The organism is Streptococcus mitis, assembly GCF_946190155.1.
Taxonomy (GTDB): Bacteria; Bacillota; Bacilli; order Lactobacillales; family Streptococcaceae; genus Streptococcus; species Streptococcus mitis_CL.
In genome coordinates, this window is sequence record NZ_CAMHZL010000005.1 from 33122 (window position 1) to 52713 (window position 19592).

At 41.8% G+C, this 19592-nt stretch carries 12 protein-coding genes; 1 reads left to right on the top strand and 11 read right to left on the bottom strand.

Features of this window, described 5'->3' with window-relative positions; all coding sequences use genetic code 11:
- Positions 1-5: 5 nt before the first annotated feature.
- Entirely contained in the window at positions 6-2342 is a 2337-nt protein-coding gene (locus tag N8O80_RS05520; RefSeq protein WP_261027264.1) for a cation-translocating P-type ATPase, read from the bottom strand.
- A 132-nt stretch (positions 2343-2474) separates the two neighbouring features.
- Between N8O80_RS05520 and N8O80_RS05525 the strand changes: the two genes are divergently transcribed.
- Positions 2475-3224, top strand: coding sequence for a lysophospholipid acyltransferase family protein (locus tag N8O80_RS05525; RefSeq protein ID WP_125431812.1), 750 nt, complete (start codon positions 2475-2477; stop codon positions 3222-3224).
- 46 nt (positions 3225-3270) lie between these two features.
- On the opposite strand, the gene N8O80_RS05530 is transcribed toward N8O80_RS05525, so the two are convergent.
- The 10 genes from N8O80_RS05530 to N8O80_RS05575 all read right to left on the bottom strand — a co-directional run bounded on the left by N8O80_RS05530 (position 3271) and on the right by N8O80_RS05575 (position 19490).
- Positions 3271-3960 carry an alpha/beta hydrolase-fold protein gene (locus N8O80_RS05530; protein ID WP_261027151.1) on the bottom strand — a complete coding sequence of 230 codons (690 nt, stop codon included), beginning with the start codon at positions 3958-3960 and terminating at the stop codon, positions 3271-3273.
- Positions 3941-4951, bottom strand: a complete 1011-nt coding sequence (locus N8O80_RS05535; protein WP_261027152.1) for an ABC transporter substrate-binding protein — start codon at positions 4949-4951, stop codon at positions 3941-3943. Before N8O80_RS05535 ends, N8O80_RS05530 begins: the two co-directional genes overlap by 20 nt.
- 19 nt (positions 4952-4970) lie before the next feature.
- Positions 4971-5726, bottom strand: a complete 756-nt coding sequence (locus N8O80_RS05540) for an ABC transporter ATP-binding protein (RefSeq protein WP_261027153.1) — start codon at positions 5724-5726, stop codon at positions 4971-4973.
- A 1-nt stretch (position 5727) separates the two neighbouring features.
- A complete protein-coding gene (locus tag N8O80_RS05545) occupies positions 5728-6774 on the bottom strand; it encodes a FecCD family ABC transporter permease (protein ID WP_261027154.1) in 1047 nt (348 codons plus the stop codon).
- Between the two features lie 257 nt (positions 6775-7031).
- Positions 7032-7652 carry a CadD family cadmium resistance transporter gene (locus N8O80_RS05550; protein WP_261027155.1) on the bottom strand — a complete coding sequence of 207 codons (621 nt, stop codon included), beginning with the start codon at positions 7650-7652 and terminating at the stop codon, positions 7032-7034.
- Between the two features lie 1065 nt (positions 7653-8717).
- A complete protein-coding gene (rpsO, locus tag N8O80_RS05555; protein WP_001018251.1) occupies positions 8718-8987 on the bottom strand; it encodes a 30S ribosomal protein S15 in 270 nt (89 codons plus the stop codon).
- Positions 8988-9131: 144 nt separating this feature from the next.
- Positions 9132-11840, bottom strand: coding sequence for an FtsX-like permease family protein (locus tag N8O80_RS05560; RefSeq protein WP_261027267.1), 2709 nt, complete (start codon positions 11838-11840; stop codon positions 9132-9134).
- Positions 11836-12537: an ABC transporter ATP-binding protein gene (locus tag N8O80_RS05565; protein WP_261027157.1), complete on the bottom strand. Its 702-nt coding sequence runs from the start codon at positions 12535-12537 to the stop codon at positions 11836-11838. Before N8O80_RS05565 ends, N8O80_RS05560 begins: the two co-directional genes overlap by 5 nt.
- A gap of 114 nt (positions 12538-12651) precedes the next feature.
- Complete coding sequence (locus N8O80_RS05570) at positions 12652-13344, bottom strand: phosphoglycerate mutase (RefSeq protein WP_000240129.1); 693 nt, start codon at positions 13342-13344, stop codon at positions 12652-12654.
- 152 nt (positions 13345-13496) lie between these two features.
- Complete coding sequence (locus N8O80_RS05575) at positions 13497-19490, bottom strand: ZmpA/ZmpB/ZmpC family metallo-endopeptidase (RefSeq protein WP_261027158.1); 5994 nt, start codon at positions 19488-19490, stop codon at positions 13497-13499.
- Positions 19491-19592: the final 102 nt, after the last annotated feature.

The window sequence follows — 19592 nt, forward strand, 5'->3', positions numbered from 1 at the left end:
TTTCTTTATTTTCTAGCTTGGTAGCGACTGGTCAAAATGAAAATCACGGTAAAGAACAGCATCATGATACCATAAACAGGTAATGTTTGTCCTGTTAAGATTGAAATTTCAAGCAGTTTTTGAATTCTTGGGAAGAGAGCTGTGGCTAGGAAGCCTCCTACTGACCAAACAATCAAGAGGACACGCCATAGGGTAAATGGCATGCAGGCTCTAAATACGGATAAGAAACCAATTGATCCCAAGAGATAATAGAGTAGAGTTGAGATTTCTAACTCAGACCAACCTTGGCTACTTCCAAATATTTTCACAAAAAGAACGCTGAAGACGACCATGAGAGCACTTGGTAGAGCACGAAGCATGGATCTTCTGAGGAAGTTTGGCTCGACAGGTTTGATATTTCGCTCAAAAGTTAGAACGAATGGTGGGAAACCTTCCACGAACTGGTCAATCATGGTAATCTGGATCGGAATGAATGGGAAAATCAAAATCCACTCTGACCTTCCTAGAAGGGCACTGGCGATACAGATAACTGCGAGCAAGAAGGAATAAATCGTCTTAATCAAGAAAATCGGTGCGATGTGGGCGATGTTATTGACCACCCGACGGCCTTCGAAGAGAATCTCAGGAACATCATTAAAGTCAGAGTTCAAGAGAACCAGATTGGCAATCTGACGAGTCGCAGGATCTCCCTCAGCCATCACGATAGAACAATCCGCCTCACGAAGGGCTAGGATATCATTGACTCCGTCCCCTGTCATAGCCGTTGTATGCTCTGCTTTTTTCAGCGTTTGGATGATGAGTTTCTTTTGATGAGGGGAAACACGTCCGAAAATAGCTGTCTCTTCAGCCAGGGAAATCAATTCCTCATCCGTGATTTTTGAACAGTCTACATAGCTGTGATAGTCGGCAAAACCAGCTTTCTGGGCAATACTGGAAACTGTAACCGGATTGTCACCAGAGATAATTTTGAGTCCCACTTCTTGAGAACGGAGATAGTCCAGAGTTTCAGCTGCTCCTTCTCGAATAGGGTCCAAAATCTCCAGCAAGGCCAGAGCCTGAATATCAGATGGTTTATGTGGTTTGTGATGGTCTAGTTTTTCCTGACTGACTGCCAAGACCAAGACACGTGACCCTCTCTCCAAGGCCTCTCTGGCTTCTGGGACTTCAGAGTCCAGCAACATCTCAGGCGCACCTAAGAAAACTGTTCCCAAATCTTCTAACTCCATGGCTCCCCACTTGCGGTCGCTTGAGAAGGGAAGATTGGAAATCATAGGGTAGGCTACCTGACCTTGGAAACGCTGGCGAATGGCTTGGGCAGTTGGATTTTTATCCTCACTATGGGCTATGTAGCTGGTCAGGATACTGGCAATGGTCTCTTCACCATAAGTTTCCGTCAGTGGAAGTACAGCCTCCACCTGCATCTTTCCTTGGGTGATGGTGCCCGTCTTATCCAAACAGAGCATATCCACGCGCGCCAAGGTCTCAACAGAGTACATCTCCTGCACCAAGACCTTTTTCAAGCCCAACTTAATCACCGCAGTCAAAAGCGAAGTAATGGTCAAAAGGGCAATTCCCTTGGGCAACATTCCCAGTAGGGCTGTCGACGAATTTACAACGGATGACTTGAGAGGCAGGCCTTTTAACAGCAAGGCTTCTAGCAAAAGAGCCAGACCAAAAGGAATGATAATCTTCCCAGTAAAACCAGCTAGCTTGTCCAGCGATTTCATGATACGAGAGTTGATTGGTTTAACGGTCTTGGCTTCCAGCATGAGTTTGGCAGCATAGTTGTCTGCACCGACATGGTGAACTTGAGCTAAAACTGACCCACTAGCTAGGAAACTTCCTGACAAAAGCAAGGCATCCACTTCCTTTTGCACCAAATCACTTTCCCCCGTCAACATGGCTTCATTGACTTCCGCAAAGCCTTCCAAAACCAAGGCATCACTAGGAATCTGCTCTCCTGCAGACAAACGAATAACATCTCCTAACACCAATTCTTCAGGATTCAGAGCCACTTCTTGGCCATCACGAATAGTCTTGACCTTTTCCTTGGTCATGAGATTGAGCTTGTCCACCATGTGTTTAGCCCGCAGCTCGGTCACAATCCCAGAAAAAGCGTTAAAGCAGATAACAGCAAAAAAGACCAAATTGCTCCAAGCCTGCACAAAGGCAAGGGCCAAAGCAATGGCAAAGTTCAAAGCGTTAAAAAGGGTAAAGACATTTCGTTTAACGATTTGCCAAGTGCTAGTACTGGCCGATGCAGTAAAATCATTGACCAAGCCCTTAGCCTGTCTTTCCTTGACTTCTCTTTGGGTTAATCCCATAATCTTATTTTTATCCATAAATTCTATCATATCATTTTTTCTAAAAGAATTCTAATCTCATCCCAAATATGGACCTGGTCAAGGGAAAAGTTTGCCAGCCCTCCTTTGATAAGGTATAATAATAACAAGAAAAGAATCGAAGGAGATCGCATGTTTTATACTTATTTACGTGGATTGGTTGTCTTGCTCCTATGGTCCATCAATGGCAATGCCCATTATCATAATACTGATAAAATTCCTAATCAAGATGAAAATTATATTTTAGTTGCGCCTCACCGTACCTGGTGGGATCCAGTTTACATGGCCTTTGCGACCAAGCCAAAACAATTTATCTTTATGGCCAAAAAAGAGCTCTTTACCAACCGTATCTTTGGCTGGTGGATTCGTATGTGTGGTGCCTTTCCTATCGACCGTGAAAATCCTAGTGCTTCTGCCATCAAATATCCTATCAATGTTCTTAAAAAAAGTGATCGCTCTCTCATCATGTTTCCAAGTGGGAGCCGTCACTCAAACGATGTCAAGGGTGGCGTAGCTCTGATTGCCAAAATGGCCAAGGTCCGTATCATGCCGGTTACCTACACAGGTCCTATGACCTTGAAAGGCTTGGTTAGCCGCGAGCGTGTCGATATGAACTTTGGAAATCCAATCGATATCTCAGATATCAAGAAAATGAATGATGAAGGCATTGAAACAGTCGCCAATCGTATCCAAGCAGAATTTCAACGTCTGGACCAAGAAACGAAACAATGGCACAATAATAAAAAACCAAACCCACTCTGGTGGCTTATCCGCATCCCTGCCCTCATCCTTGCCATTATCCTCGCTATCCTAACCATCATCTTTAGCTTTATCGCAAGCTTCGTATGGAATCCAGATAAAAAGAGAGAAAACCTTGGTTAAATAAATACAACAATCCCTTGGCAAAAGCCAAGGGATAAATCTTTTATTAGATTTTCCATTTTTGGGCCAACCAGCTGGAAAAAGCTAGAAATCGTTCAGCTACTTGTTCATGGTGTCCATAAGGATCAAAGACAAACTGACCGTTCGGATAGCATTTCTGAAGACTGGTATGGATTTTCTCAGCATAGACTGGTGCTTGAGCCAAGCGATTGCTATGATTGACTCCTTCTGTTTGACCGTTCTGTAAATACAGCAAACAGTCTAGATTTTTCACTGTCTCTTCCTTGCAGTAAGTCACAAAATCAGGATACCAAAAGGAACCGCAGATCGAAAAGACACAGGAAACCTTGTTAAAGCTGAAAAGACTGTAGACTGCCGCCAAACCACCTAGTGAATAACCTCCGTAGGCAAGGCGTGCTTCATCCAGTCGATAAAGCAACTGCAACTTATCTAAAAGACCTCCAAATAAATGATCATGATATGCGTTGACCTGACCACCAAAATCTGGAGCTCCATCTCTCAGAGCAGCTGCCTTCCAGGGAGTGTAGTCATCTAGGCGATTTTTAGAGGTCAAGCCCACTAAAATCACAGATTCGGAAAGGGACGATAGGAAATCCAAGTTCCCATCATTCAATAAAATAGCCGGATAGGTTTGATTGGGGTCGTAGTTAGAAGGAAGGCTGATTTTGACTTGAATCCCTTCCCAATCAAACTCATTATTTATTGATAAAGTCATTGATTTTCTCAAGGGAATCAATCACTGCTGGACCATAGTCCATCAACTCATCGTAAGAGATGGTCATGATTTTTTGATTCTTAATAGCAGGAACGCTTTCCAAAACAGCATTTGCCTTCATCAACTCTACTGCTTTTTCATCCAATTTTTTATTACGATCGCTGGTTACATAGATAATCAATTCAGGATCCATTGACACGAGATTTTCCAAGGTCAAGCCTGATGTCCCCGTAGCAACGTTTGTATAACCAAGTTGGTTCAGCAAACTTTCTTGCAAAGCAGACTTGTAGGCACCGAAGGTTTCATCATTATACGCAACCATAATCAAAGCCTTTTTCTTTTCACCTTGGCTTGCTGGATTTGCTTTCTTAACAGCGTCAATTTTAGTTTGTAATTGGGCTGCGTATTCATTAGCCTTGTCCTGAACATTAAAAATCATTCCAAGATTTTTGACATCTTCTACGATATTCCCCAAATCTTGCTGAATCGTTGAGAGAGAAGCTTTTTGCGTATAAACTGGGATTTTGTTTTCATTCCAAGCGCTAACTGTTCCCAAGGATTTTTCAGAAAACATCATGTTTCGACCCATCACAGCGTCTGGCTCATAAGAAAGGACTGTCTCTTGTGAGACTGTTTTTTTATCCCCAATTTGAGGAATCGTCGCAATCGCGTCCTTGTATTTGTCCGTCACAGCATTGTCAGGGTTGAGCATGCCAGCAATTTTATCTTTCAAACCTAGTTCCAATAAGATTTCAGTGGTTGAAAGATTGTTGGTGATCACTTTTTCAGGTGCCTTGTCAAAAACTTGTTCAACTTCATTCCCTTTAGCATCATAGGTCTTAACCGTTAACGGATAAGTCGTCTCTGCGTTAGCCTTTTGACTTGTTTCTGTGCTAGACTGTGTGGTAGCTTTTTCTGTAGTAGTATTGCCACAAGCTGCCATGGTTAGGGTAGCTACTGTTACGAGTAAAATGCTTAGTGTTTTTTTCATCTTGTTTTCCTTTTCATTCTTATAAATAGTGAATCATGGCTTGCTGATCCTCGGTCCAAGTCACCTGACTTTGAACTCCGTATACAGTTTGCAATGACTCAGGGGTGATGGTCTCCTTTGGAGTCCCTTGGTAAAGGATTTCTCCCTCTTTCATCAGATAGAGATAATCCGAATAGCGACAAGCAAGTTGAATATCATGCAGGACAGCTAGAACATTGACCTTGAGATTTTTCACAATGGCCAACAAGTCTAGCTGATACCTGATATCCAGGTGATTGGTTGGTTCGTCCAGGAGCAAGAGAGTCGGTTCTTGCGCCAAGGCGCGGGCTAATAAGACTCGTTGTTTCTCCCCCCCTGACAGAGACGAATAGAGACGAGTTTTCTTCTCCAGCATATCCACCTTAACGAGGGCATCTTGAACGAGTGTAAAATCTCTTTCCCTTTCCTTCTGTAAAAAAGAGAGGTGGGGAGTTCTTCCCAGCAAGACGATTTCCTCAACTGTACAATCAAACTGCAGCTGGTTAAACTGGGTCACAACTGCCATTTGCTTGGCTGTTTCTTTGAGCGTCCATTGTTCCAGAGGCTTTCCATCTAGGCTTATCAAGCCTTTATCCGCCTTTTCCTGACGATAGAGGAGTTTAAGTAGACTGGTTTTTCCACTTCCATTTGGTCCTAGTATCGTGTGAAATTGATGCCCCTCAACTTTAAGAGAAACTCCCTTGAGGATTTTTTTCTCTCCTAGTCCAAAATGGATATCCTGACAAATCAAGTCCATGTCAGCCACTCACCTCCTTTCGCCTACCTCCAACAATGTAGATAAAGAAGGGAGCACCTACTAAGGCTGTGAAAATACCAATAGGAAGCTCTGCGTTTGGAATGATGATACGAGAGAGTACATCTGCCCAGATGACAAAGAGGGCACCTAGCAAGGTTGCAACAGGAAAAAGCCTCTTGTAATTCGTTCCTACTAACCCTCGAGCTAAATGTGGAGTAATCAGACCGACAAATCCAATAATCCCACAGGTTGCCACTAATACTGCTGTTAGCACAGCCACCATGGTCACATAAAGATACCAATAAAAGCGTAAGGGAATCCCCAAAGTTAAAGCAGCCTCATCTCCCATCATCATCGCATTGAAAACACGATACTGAGTAGAGAAAAATAGAAAGGCTATTCCTACTACTATAGTTGGCAGGACCAAGTCTGCCCAGGAAGTCCCAGCGAGCGAGCCCATGGTCCAAAACTTAATGGTCATCACACTATCCGCATTAGCGCCAACTGAGATAATAAAGTTGGAAAAAGCCAGAAAGAGAGCGTTGACCACCGTTCCTGATAAGATCAAACTGGAAGTCGTCATCCTTCCTTGCATAGAGGCAATGATGAGGACAGCGACTGTTGCCAAAATAGCTCCTAAAAAAGCTCCAAGGCTAATCATCACTTTCAAACCAAGAATGATGCTCAAGGTTGCACCTAGAGTTGCACCCGCAGATATTCCTAAGACATAAGGCTCTGCTATGGGATTGTTCACTGTAGACTGCATCACACTACCACACATAGAAAGGCCTGCTCCTACTATCAGACCTAACAATACTCGAGGGAATCTCATGTTCCATACAATGGCAAGAGTGGACTTGGAAACCTCTCCTATCTCAAGAGGAAATCCCAACCTGCTCAAAATAATCCGATAGGTATCTCCTAGATCAATCGCAACGGATCCCATTGAAACTGCTAGAAAGAGAGAAATCCCTAGAATACCTAGCAAAATACCTAAAAGTAACACAAATTGCTGGTCTTGTCGGCTTCCAGAAAATTTGGAAAGCATGCAAACCTCCTTTGATAGAATCTTAAAAATTTAGAAAATTCTCATGAAAAGTATACCATATTTTCAACTGTGTAACAAGCTATGGAAAAAATACAATTAAAATCAGAAAAATTATGGTTGATTTTTCCATACAGTGCCAGGAAGCATAAGCAAAGATAATGCTTGAGCATAGCAAGGTAAGATGACAATGTAAAAAGCCCTCTGAAATCAGAGAGCTGATTTGAGCTCGGACTAAAATCCTAGTGAAACAAAAAAATCTACACGGTCAGAAAAGTCTCTATCGTGCCATTTTCATACATGATGTATAGTCCAAGTAGAATGAATACTAAGGGCACAATGATTCGCTCGTATTTTTCAATTGTATCGAATATTAACGGAATAGAGGATAACACCCGACTAATCTCGCATAAGATAATTATGCCGATTACAAACACAAGCAACGCCACGAGGGTCTGTGACCAATCTAACAAAGCGAAATAAGGTATATAGATACCTAAATTATCTCCGCCAGACGCAATTGTCAGCAATGTAACTGTCCAAAACAGTTGATTTGCCTTGCTTTGTTCTAACCTTTCAATAATTTCTTCCTCTTCTTCCTCTTCTTCCTCACCTTCTCCAACAATTGCAAAGCGAATCCCTAAATAGATAGGAATTAAACCAAGCAATCCAACCATCCATTCTTCAGGCACGAAATTAACGACATAAGCAGCAACTAAACTCGCCCCTACAAGTAAGCCTGTGCCTAGATATTGCCCCGCATAAATATGCCATTTTTGTTTATTCTGTGATAGCTGTGCAAATAAAATAATTAAAATAATTAAATAATCGATACTGGTGGAAATATAAACACCAATAGCAGATATGATTGTCTGTCCCATAAAAACCTCCTGTATTAGTCAGTAATAAATCAGCAGATTTTAGGAGAACACAGACACATTAATTTAGCTATCGCTAGTGGGTAATGTCGAACGTAGGAAAGCATTTTACTCCTCCTCAAAATGTAGTTACAAAGTAATTTCTAACTGAAATTCAGTGACTACTTCCATGTAAAGTATAACATACTATACTTTACTTCGTAAAGTGTGGGCTCTCCGAGGGAGCTTGCAGACAGCTACTCGGCTTTTCAAGCCGAGTAGCTGCGCACCTTTATGGTGTAATTAGCTGATACCATTTGAGGTTTTTGTAGTCTCCAAAATTGTGACCGATAAAACTGCTTTGCAATTTCGCCAAAAGCAGACGCTGTTTTTGTAGTCTCTAAAATTATGACCGATAAAACAAAAAGGCGACAAAGTTCGCGTAATCGCTGGTTTTTGTGGTCTCCAAAATTATGACTGATAAAACTCAAAGGTATAATAAGTCACATTGGCAGGAGTTTTTGTGGTCTCCAAAATTATGACCGATAAAACATCGTACAATGCTGGGAGCTTTAGCTTCAAGTTTTTGTAGTCTCCAAAATTGTGACCGATAAAACCTCAATAAAAAAGCCCCCTGAGATCAGAGAGCTGATTTGAGCTCGGGCTAAAATCCATACAAAAAAGCTACCCAATTTAGAGTAGCTTCATTATCAAGATATGCTCAATTGAACACAGCCTAAGCACTTGGCAAAAAAGATAAAATCTCCTAGAAACTGAAGTTTCTTCGTCAATTTTCCTATTTTTGCTTTGTGCTTTTGACGGCCTTTGTATCTTGTTAATTGAACACGGTCTAAGCAAGCAGATAAAAACAAAAAGCCCTCTGAAAATCAGAGAGCTCCAGTCTTGCTGGATAAAACGTTTATAGACTAGGCGAAGATTGTACAAAATTTTTAGTGAAACGAAAAAATCTCCCCTAAGGGAGAAGATCTGGTTTATTTTACCTTACAGTGCTAGGAACCGTAACCGAAGATTATACTTGAGTATATCGAGGTAAGGTGACAACGCAATGTAAGTGGAAAATAAAGCAGATTAGCGACGAAGTCCAAGAGAGTTGATCAACTCACGGTAACGGTTAACGTCGTTTTTACGCAAGTATGCAAGCAAGTTACGACGGCGACCGATTTTTTTCATCAATCCACGGTAAGTAGCGTGGTCTTTTTTGTGTTGTTTGATGTGTTCGTTAAGGTGGTTGATTTCCCAAGTAAGGACAGCAACTTGAACCTCTACTGAACCTGTATCACCTTCGTGACGTGCATATTGTGCGATGATTTCATTTTTTTTCTCTTTTGAGATTGCCATGATGTTTCTCCTTTTTATTTGGCTTCATCCGAGTGACAGGTTGGCATGCCTGCAACCAAGAAGAAGTTATTTGTCTTTACGACAGTTCTTATTCTACCAAGAAGCAGAGACTTTGTCAACTGATTTACTTTTTAAAAACTTGATCTACTCTACTGATTTCAGGGCTTCAAGCATATCCACCTTTCTCAAGTGGTGATTGACAAAGAGACCCAGTAAGGCTAAGATTACAGTCACTGCGATGATTGGAAGAGCATAGACTTCCCAGCTGACTCGTGGATAAAAAAGTATGGTGGCAGGTGAGATCATTTGAATCAAAAATTGATGTAAATAGTAGCCAGCTACCAAACCGAGAACAATACCAACAAAGGACAGCACCATGGTCTCGCGGTAGATATAGAGGGTCACTTCTTTATTATGGAAACCGAGAACCTTGATGGTCGAAAGTTCACGGATACGTTCTGCCACATTGATATTGGTGAGATTGTAAAGAATGACAATGGCTAGCAAGACGGAAACAAGGATAAGGATTGCCATGGTTTTATTGAGAGAATTGGCTACAGATTCAAAGAGATGGATAGCCGTTGCATTTTGGACCACCCCAGAAACAGCAGTTTTTTTCATAAAGGCCGCAGCTTCTTTCTCCGTATTGGATGGTGTTGGCTCTTTTAATTTTACTAGGTAGGTGTTGTCTTGGGGACTGGTACCGTAGACCTGTTCGTAGGTCGCTCGGTTGAGATAAACAAAGTGTCCAACATAATTTTCAGAAATCGCCGCGACCCTGATTTCTTTTCCATCAAGCTCCAGCTTATCTCCAACCGTAACACCTGCTAGTTGAGCTAGTTTTTGACTCACGACGGCTCCATCAGTAATCTCCACCTCTTGACTATTTTCCTCTAATGCGATAAAGGGTTTGAAATTTTCTCTGCTTGTAACCATTATGGTGATAGTCTGAAGTCCTGCTTTTCCTTTGAAATCTTTTTCAATGGATTTAGAGTAGATTTTTTGGTAAGCATGGATAGAATCAGCTTGCAAGGCACTTTCTAGGTCCGCTTTTTCTTTCTCCGCTACACTGCTCTTTTCCGCTACAATCATCTGGTATTGCTGGATTTGTTCAAATTGACGCTCGACAACTCCTCCCACAGAAGACTGAATGCCAAGACCTGCAAATAGGAGAGCAACCGAACCCGCAACTCCAAAAATGGTCATCAACATCCGTTGCTTATAGCGGAAAATATTTCGCGCCGTAACCTTATGAGTGAAGCTCAAACGACTCCAAATAAAGCTCAGGCGTTCCAGCAAAATCTTTGATCCTTTAACGGGAGGTTTGGGCAGCAAAAGTTGGGCTGCTTCATCGTGCAATTCCCTCCGTGCTACTAGATAAGCTGGCAAGACACTGGATACCCAACTTAAGGCCAGAGCAAGAAGGCTATAAGACCAGTAGAAATACTCCTGACTTTTCCCAACGACCATTCCAGCTGTTATAACATCCGAAATCACGCCTGCAAGGAGATAATGTCCTAAAAGCGTTCCTAAAACGGTTCCTACAGTTCCTGCAAGAAAACCATAGAGAACAAACTTGGCAACAATATCTTTATTCTTATAACCTAGAGCCTTGAAAATACCAGCATTGGTGCGCTCTTCATCCACAAAGCGAGTCATAGTTGTAAAGGTTACCATTGCAGCAACCATAAAAAGCACCACGGGAAAGATATTACCGACAGAACGAATACTTGCTGAAGCGTTACTGTACATGAGATAGCCTTGACCGCCTGGCATGGTTTGGCGGTTGTATACATGGTAAGTAGGCTCTGCCAGTTCATCAAGCTCTTTCTGGTGTTGTTCAAGCTTCTCTTTTTCCTTGGCTAGATTACTCTCTGTCTGAGCCATTTTTTCTTTTTCTGTAGCCAATTCTTCCTTAGCTTTTGTCAATTGCTCCTTGGCTTGACTCTTTTGAGGCTCAGGCAAAGCGGTCACTTGTTCTTCTTGAGTTTTCAATCGACCTTCAGCCTGTTCTAACTGACTCTTGCCTTTTTGAAGGTTACCTTCAGCTGTTTGGAGTTGCTCTTTTCCATCTTCCAAGCTCTTTTGCCCATTTGCTTTGATACTTGCCAATCTTTTTTGACCATTATCGGAAAGCAAGTTTTGTAAGTCTTCCTGGTGTTGATCTCGTTTGCTTCTATAGTCTGATGAAAAAGCATCCAAATTTTTTAAATCATCATAGCGCACACGCGCAATGCTATAAACATCTGAGTCAAACTGACTGGGTAAAATCACTCCATAGCCAGCCAAGCTTCCATTTCCACTACTAGCCCCTCCCAAGTCTTCTTGAGAAAGTATCTCACTCGAATGGACAAATCCAGTAATGGTGAAAGATTGGGATTTTATGACGGTCTTCCCTTCTTCTTTCTTGCTAAAGGTGATAGTCTGCCCAATCTGATAGCGGTCTTTCCAGAAATCTGCCAAGGCAATTTCCTCATCAGCTTCTGGCAGTCGCCCTTCTGTCACTTGAAAAGTTGAAATTCCCTCTGGCTTAGAATAAAGTCGAACCGCTTCTTCACTATTTTCAACGGTTAGGTCTGCCATATAGCCAAACTCAACACTTGCTCCTTGAAGGGTCTTTAGTTCGTCTTGATCCTTTTTATCCAAGCCATAATCAGCTATCACGGCCAGATCCAAGGTATTTGCTTTACGAAGATAATCCTCAGCCGTACGTTCCATATTGGGGCTAGTCACTTTGAGACCTACTAGAGCTAAAGACCCCAGCATCATCAAGGTCAAGATAGATAAAAAGCGTCCCTTGGAAGCAGTCACCGACTGGAGCAAGTCTTTTCGGTATGTTTTTTTCATGCTAATACTCCAATGTATCGATAGCCTGTGGATGCTCATTGATTGTTACTCTCATAACAGTGGCATCACGCATGTGAATCACCCGATCTGCGATAGGAGCTAGCGAGCTATTGTGAGTCACGATGATTACCGTCGCTCCCTTTTGACGAGACATGTCTTGGAGAATTTTCAAAACCTGCTTGCCCGTCTGATAATCCAAGGCGCCTGTCGGTTCGTCACAAAGGAGAATTTTAGGATTTTTGGCTACTGCGCGTGCAATGGAGACTCGCTGTTGCTCCCCTCCAGAAAGCTGGGCTGGAAAGTTATTGAGACGATGAGCCAGACCTACATCTGTCAAGACCTGTTCAGGATTCAAGGCATCTGTCACAATTTCTGATGCCAACTCCACATTTTCCTTAGCTGTCAGATTGGAAACTAGATTATAAAACTGAAAAACAAAACCGACATCATTTCTACGATAATTGGTCCTCTGGTGGGAACTATAATCTGCAATATTGGCACCATCAATCCAGATTTCCCCCTCGTCATTGGTATCCATTCCCCCAAGAAGATTAAGAACCGTTGACTTGCCTGCACCAGATGCACCTAGAATGATAACCAATTCACCCTTTTCAATCTCAAAATTCACATCGCGATTAGCCACAATCTCCGTATCCCCAACCTGATAACGCTTGTAACAGTGTTTCATCTCAATATAAGCCATCATCAACCTCACTTTCTTTAACTACTTCTTAATATCATTATAACGCTTTTTCGAAGAGTTGGATACTAGAATAAAAAGAAAAGCCTAGGTATTCCTAGGCTTTCTTTTTACACATTATTTTCCAAGGTAGTATTCAGAAACTACGTTCAATTTTTCGTCGAATTCGAATACCAATGGTGGGAAGTTAGGGATTTCCACGTCCATGATTTCGTCATCTGACAAACCTTTGATGTGTTTTACAAGGGCACGGATTGAGTTACCGTGAGCTCCTACGAATACGTTTTTACCATCTTTAAGAGCTGGAGCGATTTTGTCTTCCCAGAATGGAAGGGCACGTTCCAAAGTCACTTTCAAGTTTTCAGCATCTGGAATAACTGAGTCGTCAAGTGAAGCGTAACGACGGTCTGTGTGAGCTGAGTGCTCATCATCACGGTCCATGTTTGGAGGCAATACATCGTATGAACGACGCCAGATGTGAACTTGCTCATCACCAAATTGTTCAGCAGCTTCAGCTTTGTTTTTACCAGTCAAACCACCGTAGTGACGTTCGTTCAAACGCCATGATTTTTCAACTGGAACCCACAATTGGTCAGAAGCTTCAAGAGCCAAGTTAGTTGTTTTGATAGCACGTTTCAATACTGAAGTGTAAGCTTGGTCAAATTCGATACCAGCTTCTTTGATCAATTTACCAGCGTCAATCGCTTGTTGTGTACCTTTTTCAGACAAATCAACATCAGCCCAACCAGTGAAAAGGTTAGCTTTGTTCCATTCAGACTCACCGTGGCGAGCAAAAACCAATTTTACCATTAGATGGATTCTCCTTTAAATTTTCCGAGGTTTCCCCTCGTTTATCTATTCTATTTTACACAATTTTTCACAAAAAAGCTAGTTAAAATCGACAAGTTCTGACAGCCAGGAAGTAAAGTCCTCTCATCCTGATTAGGAACTTCTATAATTCATTACTTTTTATTTGCAAAAATAGAGGTTCTAAAATCATTTGTTTGGTCTAGGTAGGCTTTAAAGACTGCTCTCTTAAGTTTATGAACTGCACTGTCAGTTTCTGGGTTATAGTCACTCCAACGAGGACCTATAGCATCCTGTAAAACAGCTTGATCCATGAGTTCTTGCAATTCTTTTACTCTTTGAATGGTTTTGGTGGCATTGCTCATCCATGATTGCGTCGGATCTTTAAAAGTAACTTTAGTCAAATGTTCAAACTGAGCAACGCGCTCTTGATACATAGCTTTTTTGAAGGCTGCCCAAGATGAATACTGACCACCAAATAGCTTTTCTAAAACAAGCTTATCTGTCACTAATCCTTGCTTTTTACCGTAGAGGTTGATTGTCTGACCATTTTGTTTAGCAATTTCTTCATATTGGTTGGAAATATATGGGACCATACCATCTTTAAATCCTTTAGCAGCTAAGAGTTCATAAGCTATCCGGCGCCCCATAAGATCTCCAGGAGTTCCTTTCTCACTGCTCAATGCTGAAAAGATTGGTGCAAAGAGTTTAATCGTAAAATAGCCATTTCTCTCATATGTGCCAGCTTGATACTCACGAGCCGAAAGAATATTATTGTCAATCAAACTATCAAAGCTGGTCAATTTTTTAGCCTCATTTTCTGTCAATTCTTTGACTACGTTAGTGGCGTAAACGTCATTTCCGTCTGCTGGATCTTTCACATACTTGTTCTCAATTTTTCTAAGAGCTTCCATTTTCTGAGATACATTCAGTTTCTTAACGATTGATTGCCCTTCAAGATATTCCAACAGATAGATGAGGTCAAACATATTATGAGCGTATTTCTGGAGATCGGATGCATCTTTGAATCGTTCCGTCGGATCTAAGACTTGTAGACGGGATCCTTCTAAGCTATCTGATTTTGAATGTTTCAAGATTGAGTTAATGGTAATGGTCGCATCATTTGGATGATCTGGAGCTTGTAATAAACCTTTAGCAAAGAACTCAGGACCAAGACCACTTCTTCGACCATAACCACCAAGATAGATATCCTGATCGGAATCATGGGTCATTTCATGGGTATACGTTATAGCGCCATCCTTATCCAACATACGGTAAGACATATAGTAGACACCATCTCCTGTTGCGTATGCACCGTGATGATTATGAACTACCTTGTTACCAACTGGTCCAAAGAAATGTTGCATTGCAGGATTTGAATTCTCAAAGTCTGCGATTGTTGAAGCCTTTCCTTCAGTATGATCATCACCAAATTTATAGGCATCATAAAGCAGAATCGTACGATAGAGTTTTTCACGTCCCTGATTATCTAAAATACGATACCAATAATCATAGTGATCTCGCTGACGCTTGGCTGTTTCACGCGCATTATCTTCAACAAACTTATTGAGTTCATCTCCAGCCTTATAGTCGCTGTTGCGGTAGCGATCGTAAGCTCCAAATCCTAGGCTAGACAAGGTTGAGATGACAAATACAGATCTTTCTGGCAAAGTAAGGAGAGGCAAGACCATATTGCGGTATTTCCAAGTACTACTAGTAATTCGGTCATAAACACCGATAGAGTACTTAGTCCCTGCTTGCTCTTGCTTGGCTTTGACCTCTGCAATAGTGGATTTTTCTTCGACGATGAAAGCTTTGGTCTGTTTTTTAAACCAGTCATTGTTGCTAGTGTTTGGTAAAAAGACTTTTCGGTAATTTTCTAGCGTGCTAAACAAATCTGTCGTTCCATGATGACTGGCAAGACTGATACCATAAGTATCAACGTTGTTCTTAGCAAGCAAATTATTAAATCCTGATTTCCCTAACTCAATCAAAGTATCTAACGGAGATGCATTTCCTTTGCCAAAGAAATTAAGGTGATACAAGACCAAGTCTTTAATATTAACCTGACCATAGCTAAAGTTATACCAACGCTCTAAGTAACTCATACCAAGAAGCAAGGCTTCCTTGTTGCGCTTAATTTTATCTACGATGTAACCTGTCATTACTTGATTGTTTTCCACTAGACCAGCATCCGCTGACAAAAGTTTTCTCAGACTGTCTTCTAGATGCTCCTTCGTTTTAGCAAACTGCTCTTCTAGATAGAGCTCGGTTTGCTTCACTTTGGGTGAGATACCGAGTGTGTTTCTGATCTCATCTGAGTGATAATCTACCTTCTTCAATTCTGGTAAGACTTGCTGGATAATCGTTTCTTGATTATACAAGAATTGGTTTGGCGTATAGAGAAGCCCCGTATCTCCTAGACTATATTCTGCTAACTTAGCAAAATCAGTCTGGTACTTGAGCTGGAATGTTTCAGAGGAATGATCCTGGTAATGGAGCAAGAGTTTGTTTGCAGTCTGTTTGTTGGAAACAATATCTGTGATCACTTGGTCATCCTTCATCATGACTGCAGACAAGAGTGCTTTTTTATATAAAAGACTGTTCTCATTGACCAGGTTTCCGTATTTGACGACGGTTGCCTTGTTGTAGAAAGGTAGCAATTTTTCAATATTTTTATAAGCCAAGGCGCGCTGAGCTTGATAATGCTTCACCTTAGAAAAATCACTTTCTTTACTACCACTTATTGAAAGAGGCTCCACTGTTGGAGGAGTGAGAGGATTGATTTCTGCTTTTTTATTAGTCACTTCAGAAGCATCTAGCATTGTTCCTCTTTCTACAAATGATTCCTTGCTGACGACTTCTTCCCTGACCAAGGTGACATTGTAGACTCTATTAGCTTTGTTGCTGAATGTATTAGCCACCTTCATTTCATTATAGTGGTAACCGGTAATAGCATTCCCGTTGGTTACATTGACATCACTTAGTACATTGGTCAATCTTCCTGCATGCTGTTCCTCATTCGTCTTTCGATCCCACAAATATCCAGCCACACCCGCAACTCTACCAAAGTGCTTGACATTGTTGATATCACCTTCAGCATAGCTATCCTGTATATGCGCATCTTGGTCTACTAGACCTGCTAGCCCACCAACAGTCTGATCTGAACTATTCGTGTTGGATGAAATGCCTACTGTCGCTTTTGACTTAGTCAGTGAAGCTCTGCCTCCTGTCAAATGACCGACCAAACCACCAATATTGTATGCCGCAGTCGTTTCGTAAGTATTAACAATTCTTCCCTTAAAACTGCTCTCTGTGATGCTTGATTGGTCTGCCTTAGCCAACAAACCACCGATACCACGTTCCCCAGCCAGAACACCATCGACATGAACTTGCTTAATCTTTGTGTTATCCGTAGCTTCATTGGCCAGTGAACCGATATCATCTTTACCTGAAATAGAGACATTTTTTAGGCTCAACTTTTCTACTGTGGCCCCTCTCAAGCTTTCAAAAAGAGGTTTTTTCAAGTTGTAAATAGCATAATGCTTGCCATCTTTTTCACCAATCAACTGACCAGTAAAGGTGCCCTTGATGTAAGATCTGTCATCAGGTCCCAACTCCACTTCGTTGGCATTCAAGCTAGCCGCTAAATGATAGGTTCCAGAGAGATTCTTGTTGATAGCTTTAACTAGGTTGCTAAAGGAAGTGAAGGTTGTTGTTTCTTCTGTGGCCTTTTTTGCGAGATAGAAGGTGAAATTATCGACATATTTATTTTCTAGCTCTTGCTGGAGTTTCTCAGCTTTGGCTATGATTTTATAAACGGATTGTCCATTTTTTATTTCTGCAGTTATTGAAGCGACAGGTAGATAGACATCTTTGAATGACGACGATTTTACCTTAACAAAGTAAGTGTCTAGATTACTTGGAACACTGTCTAAAGAAACATGTTGTTTGTAAGTACCATTGGTCTGACTATACAACTCCAGATCCGAAACATTTCTTAATTCAAGTGTTTTTTCTGGATCTTTTTCTTGTGGTTTTTCAGATGGAGTTTCCGGTTTTTCTTGCTCAATATTGCCAGTATATTCTGGAAGAGGGGCGATTTGTTCGGGTTCAACAATCGCTCCGGATTGGGTACCTGTATAAGATGGTTTCGATGGTACCTGTTCTGGTGCGACTATTGCTCCGGATTGAATGCCAGTATATTCTGGTTTTTCATTTGTCTCAGGAGCTACAACAGCTCCCGATTGCTCGCCTTTATATTCTGGCAAGGAAGGCTGAGTCTCCGGTTCGACGATGGCACCAGCTTGAGTTCCCTTGTACTCTGGTTGTGGAGCCACTTGCTCTGGTTCAACAACCGCTCCGGACTGGGTACCTGTATAGGATGGCTTATCAGCCGTTTCTGGTTCGACGATGGCTCCAGATTGAATTCCTGTATATTCTGGTTTTTCATTTGTCTCAGGGGCAACTATTGCACCAGATTGCTCACCTTTATATTCTGGTAAGGAAGCATGGGTCTCTGGTTCGACGATAGCACCAGCTTGAGTTCCCTGATATTCAGGTAGCGGAGCTACTTTCTCGGGTTCGACTATTGCTCCAGACTGAGTGCCTGTATAGGATGGTTTATCAGTTTTCTCAGGGGCAACTATTGCATCAGATTGCTCACCTTTATATTCTGGCAGGGAAGGCTGAGTCTCTGGTTCGACGATGGTACCAGCTTGAGTTCCCTTGTACTCTGGTTGTGGAGCTACTTGTTCGGGTTCAACAATCGCTCCGGATTGGGTACCTGTATAAGATGGTTTTGATGGTACCTGTTCTGGTTCGACGATGGCTCCAGATTGGGTGCCAGTATATTCTGGTTTTTCATTTGTCTCAGGGGCTACAACAGCTCCCGATTGCTCACCTTTATATTCTGGCAAGGAAGGCTGAGTCTCCGGTTCGACGATGGCTCCAGCTTGAGTTCCCTTGTACTCTGGTTTTGGAGCTACTTGCTCTGGTTCGACAATAGCACTGGACTGAGTGCCTGTATATTCTGGTAATGAGGCCTGAGTCTCAGGCTCTCCTTTTCTTGCAGACTGAGGTGCTTCACTCGGAGCAACTGCCTTCTTAGTCCCTTTCTCTACTATACGTGGCAAGGATTTTTCTACCTTGGTCGAGAGGATCTCACGAGTAATTTCTTGGTTTTCAACAGTGAAAATACGAACAACCTCAACCTTCTTCCCAACATGACCTTCTTGTTTGACACGAATGGTTCCCTCTGCTAGTTCGGGATTTTCCTGAACCACTTCAGCAAAGTCTAGCTTGGTTTCAATCTCTTGATCTTTGTATAGGAGCTCTGGTTTGTTCACGCGACCAGCCAAGACTTCGTCATGAGGATCCACACTAGCAATACCAGACGGCTTTTGATTGGGTGAATCTTGAGAAGGGATTGGCTTGTCAGCAGGGCTTGTTGGAGACGGATTTTTCCGCTCATCTCTTACATTTTGCCCACCTTCATTGGACTGGAAATGAGAGTGAACCGTATCGTCTAGTTTCTGATCTCTAGCAACAGTTTCTAACTGATTAATTTTCTTGTCTTGCTTAATATAGCCTAGATAGGTATAACCTGACAGGACTCTTGGCAGAGGCAGACTATCTCCTTGGGATAATTGATATTCTTGATTGTATTGTAGCAAAAGCTGATTTTCAATAGCCTGAACCGAAGAGACCAAACCGCTCCCCACGCCTGTTATCAAAACAACCTTCAACAATGCTTTCTTATTGCCTTTCTTTCTCGAAACAGCAAAAATGAGGAGTCCAATCGAAGCGAGGGCTCCACCAGTAAGGGCGGTAACCAGATTATTGTGCTCACCGGTATGAGGCAACTGACCTAGTTGGGCTTTCTCATCCATACGGTAGACTAGATAATAGGTACTCTCACTATCTTCAGCAATATTAGGAAAATCCTTTACAATCAAGTCCTTCTCTTGCTTACTTAACTCTGTATCTGTCACATATTTGTAGTGAATAGATACATTTTCTTGAGCAAATACGGTCCCACTGCTAGCAATGGACACAAAAAATAAGCTCGAAATTGAAGCAGACACAAGACCAATCGCCAACTTTCGTAAGGAAAAACGATGCTGCTTCTCTCCAAAAAATTTTTTCATTCTATATCCTCTCTATTATTTTGTCCATTTCAAAATAGAAGAAGCATTTTGCTTCCTCACTATGATAAACTTACAAGAAACAAAAATACTTCGATATATATT

What these genes read in the sequence shown, in the direction of transcription:
- N8O80_RS05520 (WP_261027264.1), bottom strand. Translation starts at nt 2,342, where the DNA reads ATGGATAAAAATAAGATTATGGGATTAACCCAAAGAGAAGTCAAGGAA.
- N8O80_RS05525 (WP_125431812.1), top strand. Translation starts at nt 2,475, where the DNA reads ATGTTTTATACTTATTTACGTGGATTGGTTGTCTTGCTCCTATGGTCC.
- N8O80_RS05530 (WP_261027151.1), bottom strand. Translation starts at nt 3,960, where the DNA reads ATGACTTTATCAATAAATAATGAGTTTGATTGGGAAGGGATTCAAGTC.
- N8O80_RS05535 (WP_261027152.1), bottom strand. Translation starts at nt 4,951, where the DNA reads ATGAAAAAAACACTAAGCATTTTACTCGTAACAGTAGCTACCCTAACC.
- N8O80_RS05540 (WP_261027153.1), bottom strand. Translation starts at nt 5,726, where the DNA reads ATGGACTTGATTTGTCAGGATATCCATTTTGGACTAGGAGAGAAAAAA.
- N8O80_RS05545 (WP_261027154.1), bottom strand. Translation starts at nt 6,774, where the DNA reads ATGCTTTCCAAATTTTCTGGAAGCCGACAAGACCAGCAATTTGTGTTA.
- N8O80_RS05550 (WP_261027155.1), bottom strand. Translation starts at nt 7,652, where the DNA reads ATGGGACAGACAATCATATCTGCTATTGGTGTTTATATTTCCACCAGT.
- rpsO (WP_001018251.1), bottom strand. Translation starts at nt 8,987, where the DNA reads ATGGCAATCTCAAAAGAGAAAAAAAATGAAATCATCGCACAATATGCA.
- N8O80_RS05565 (WP_261027157.1), bottom strand. Translation starts at nt 12,537, where the DNA reads ATGGCTTATATTGAGATGAAACACTGTTACAAGCGTTATCAGGTTGGG.
- N8O80_RS05570 (WP_000240129.1), bottom strand. Translation starts at nt 13,344, where the DNA reads ATGGTAAAATTGGTTTTTGCTCGCCACGGTGAGTCTGAATGGAACAAA.
- N8O80_RS05575 (WP_261027158.1), bottom strand. Translation starts at nt 19,490, where the DNA reads ATGAAAAAATTTTTTGGAGAGAAGCAGCATCGTTTTTCCTTACGAAAG.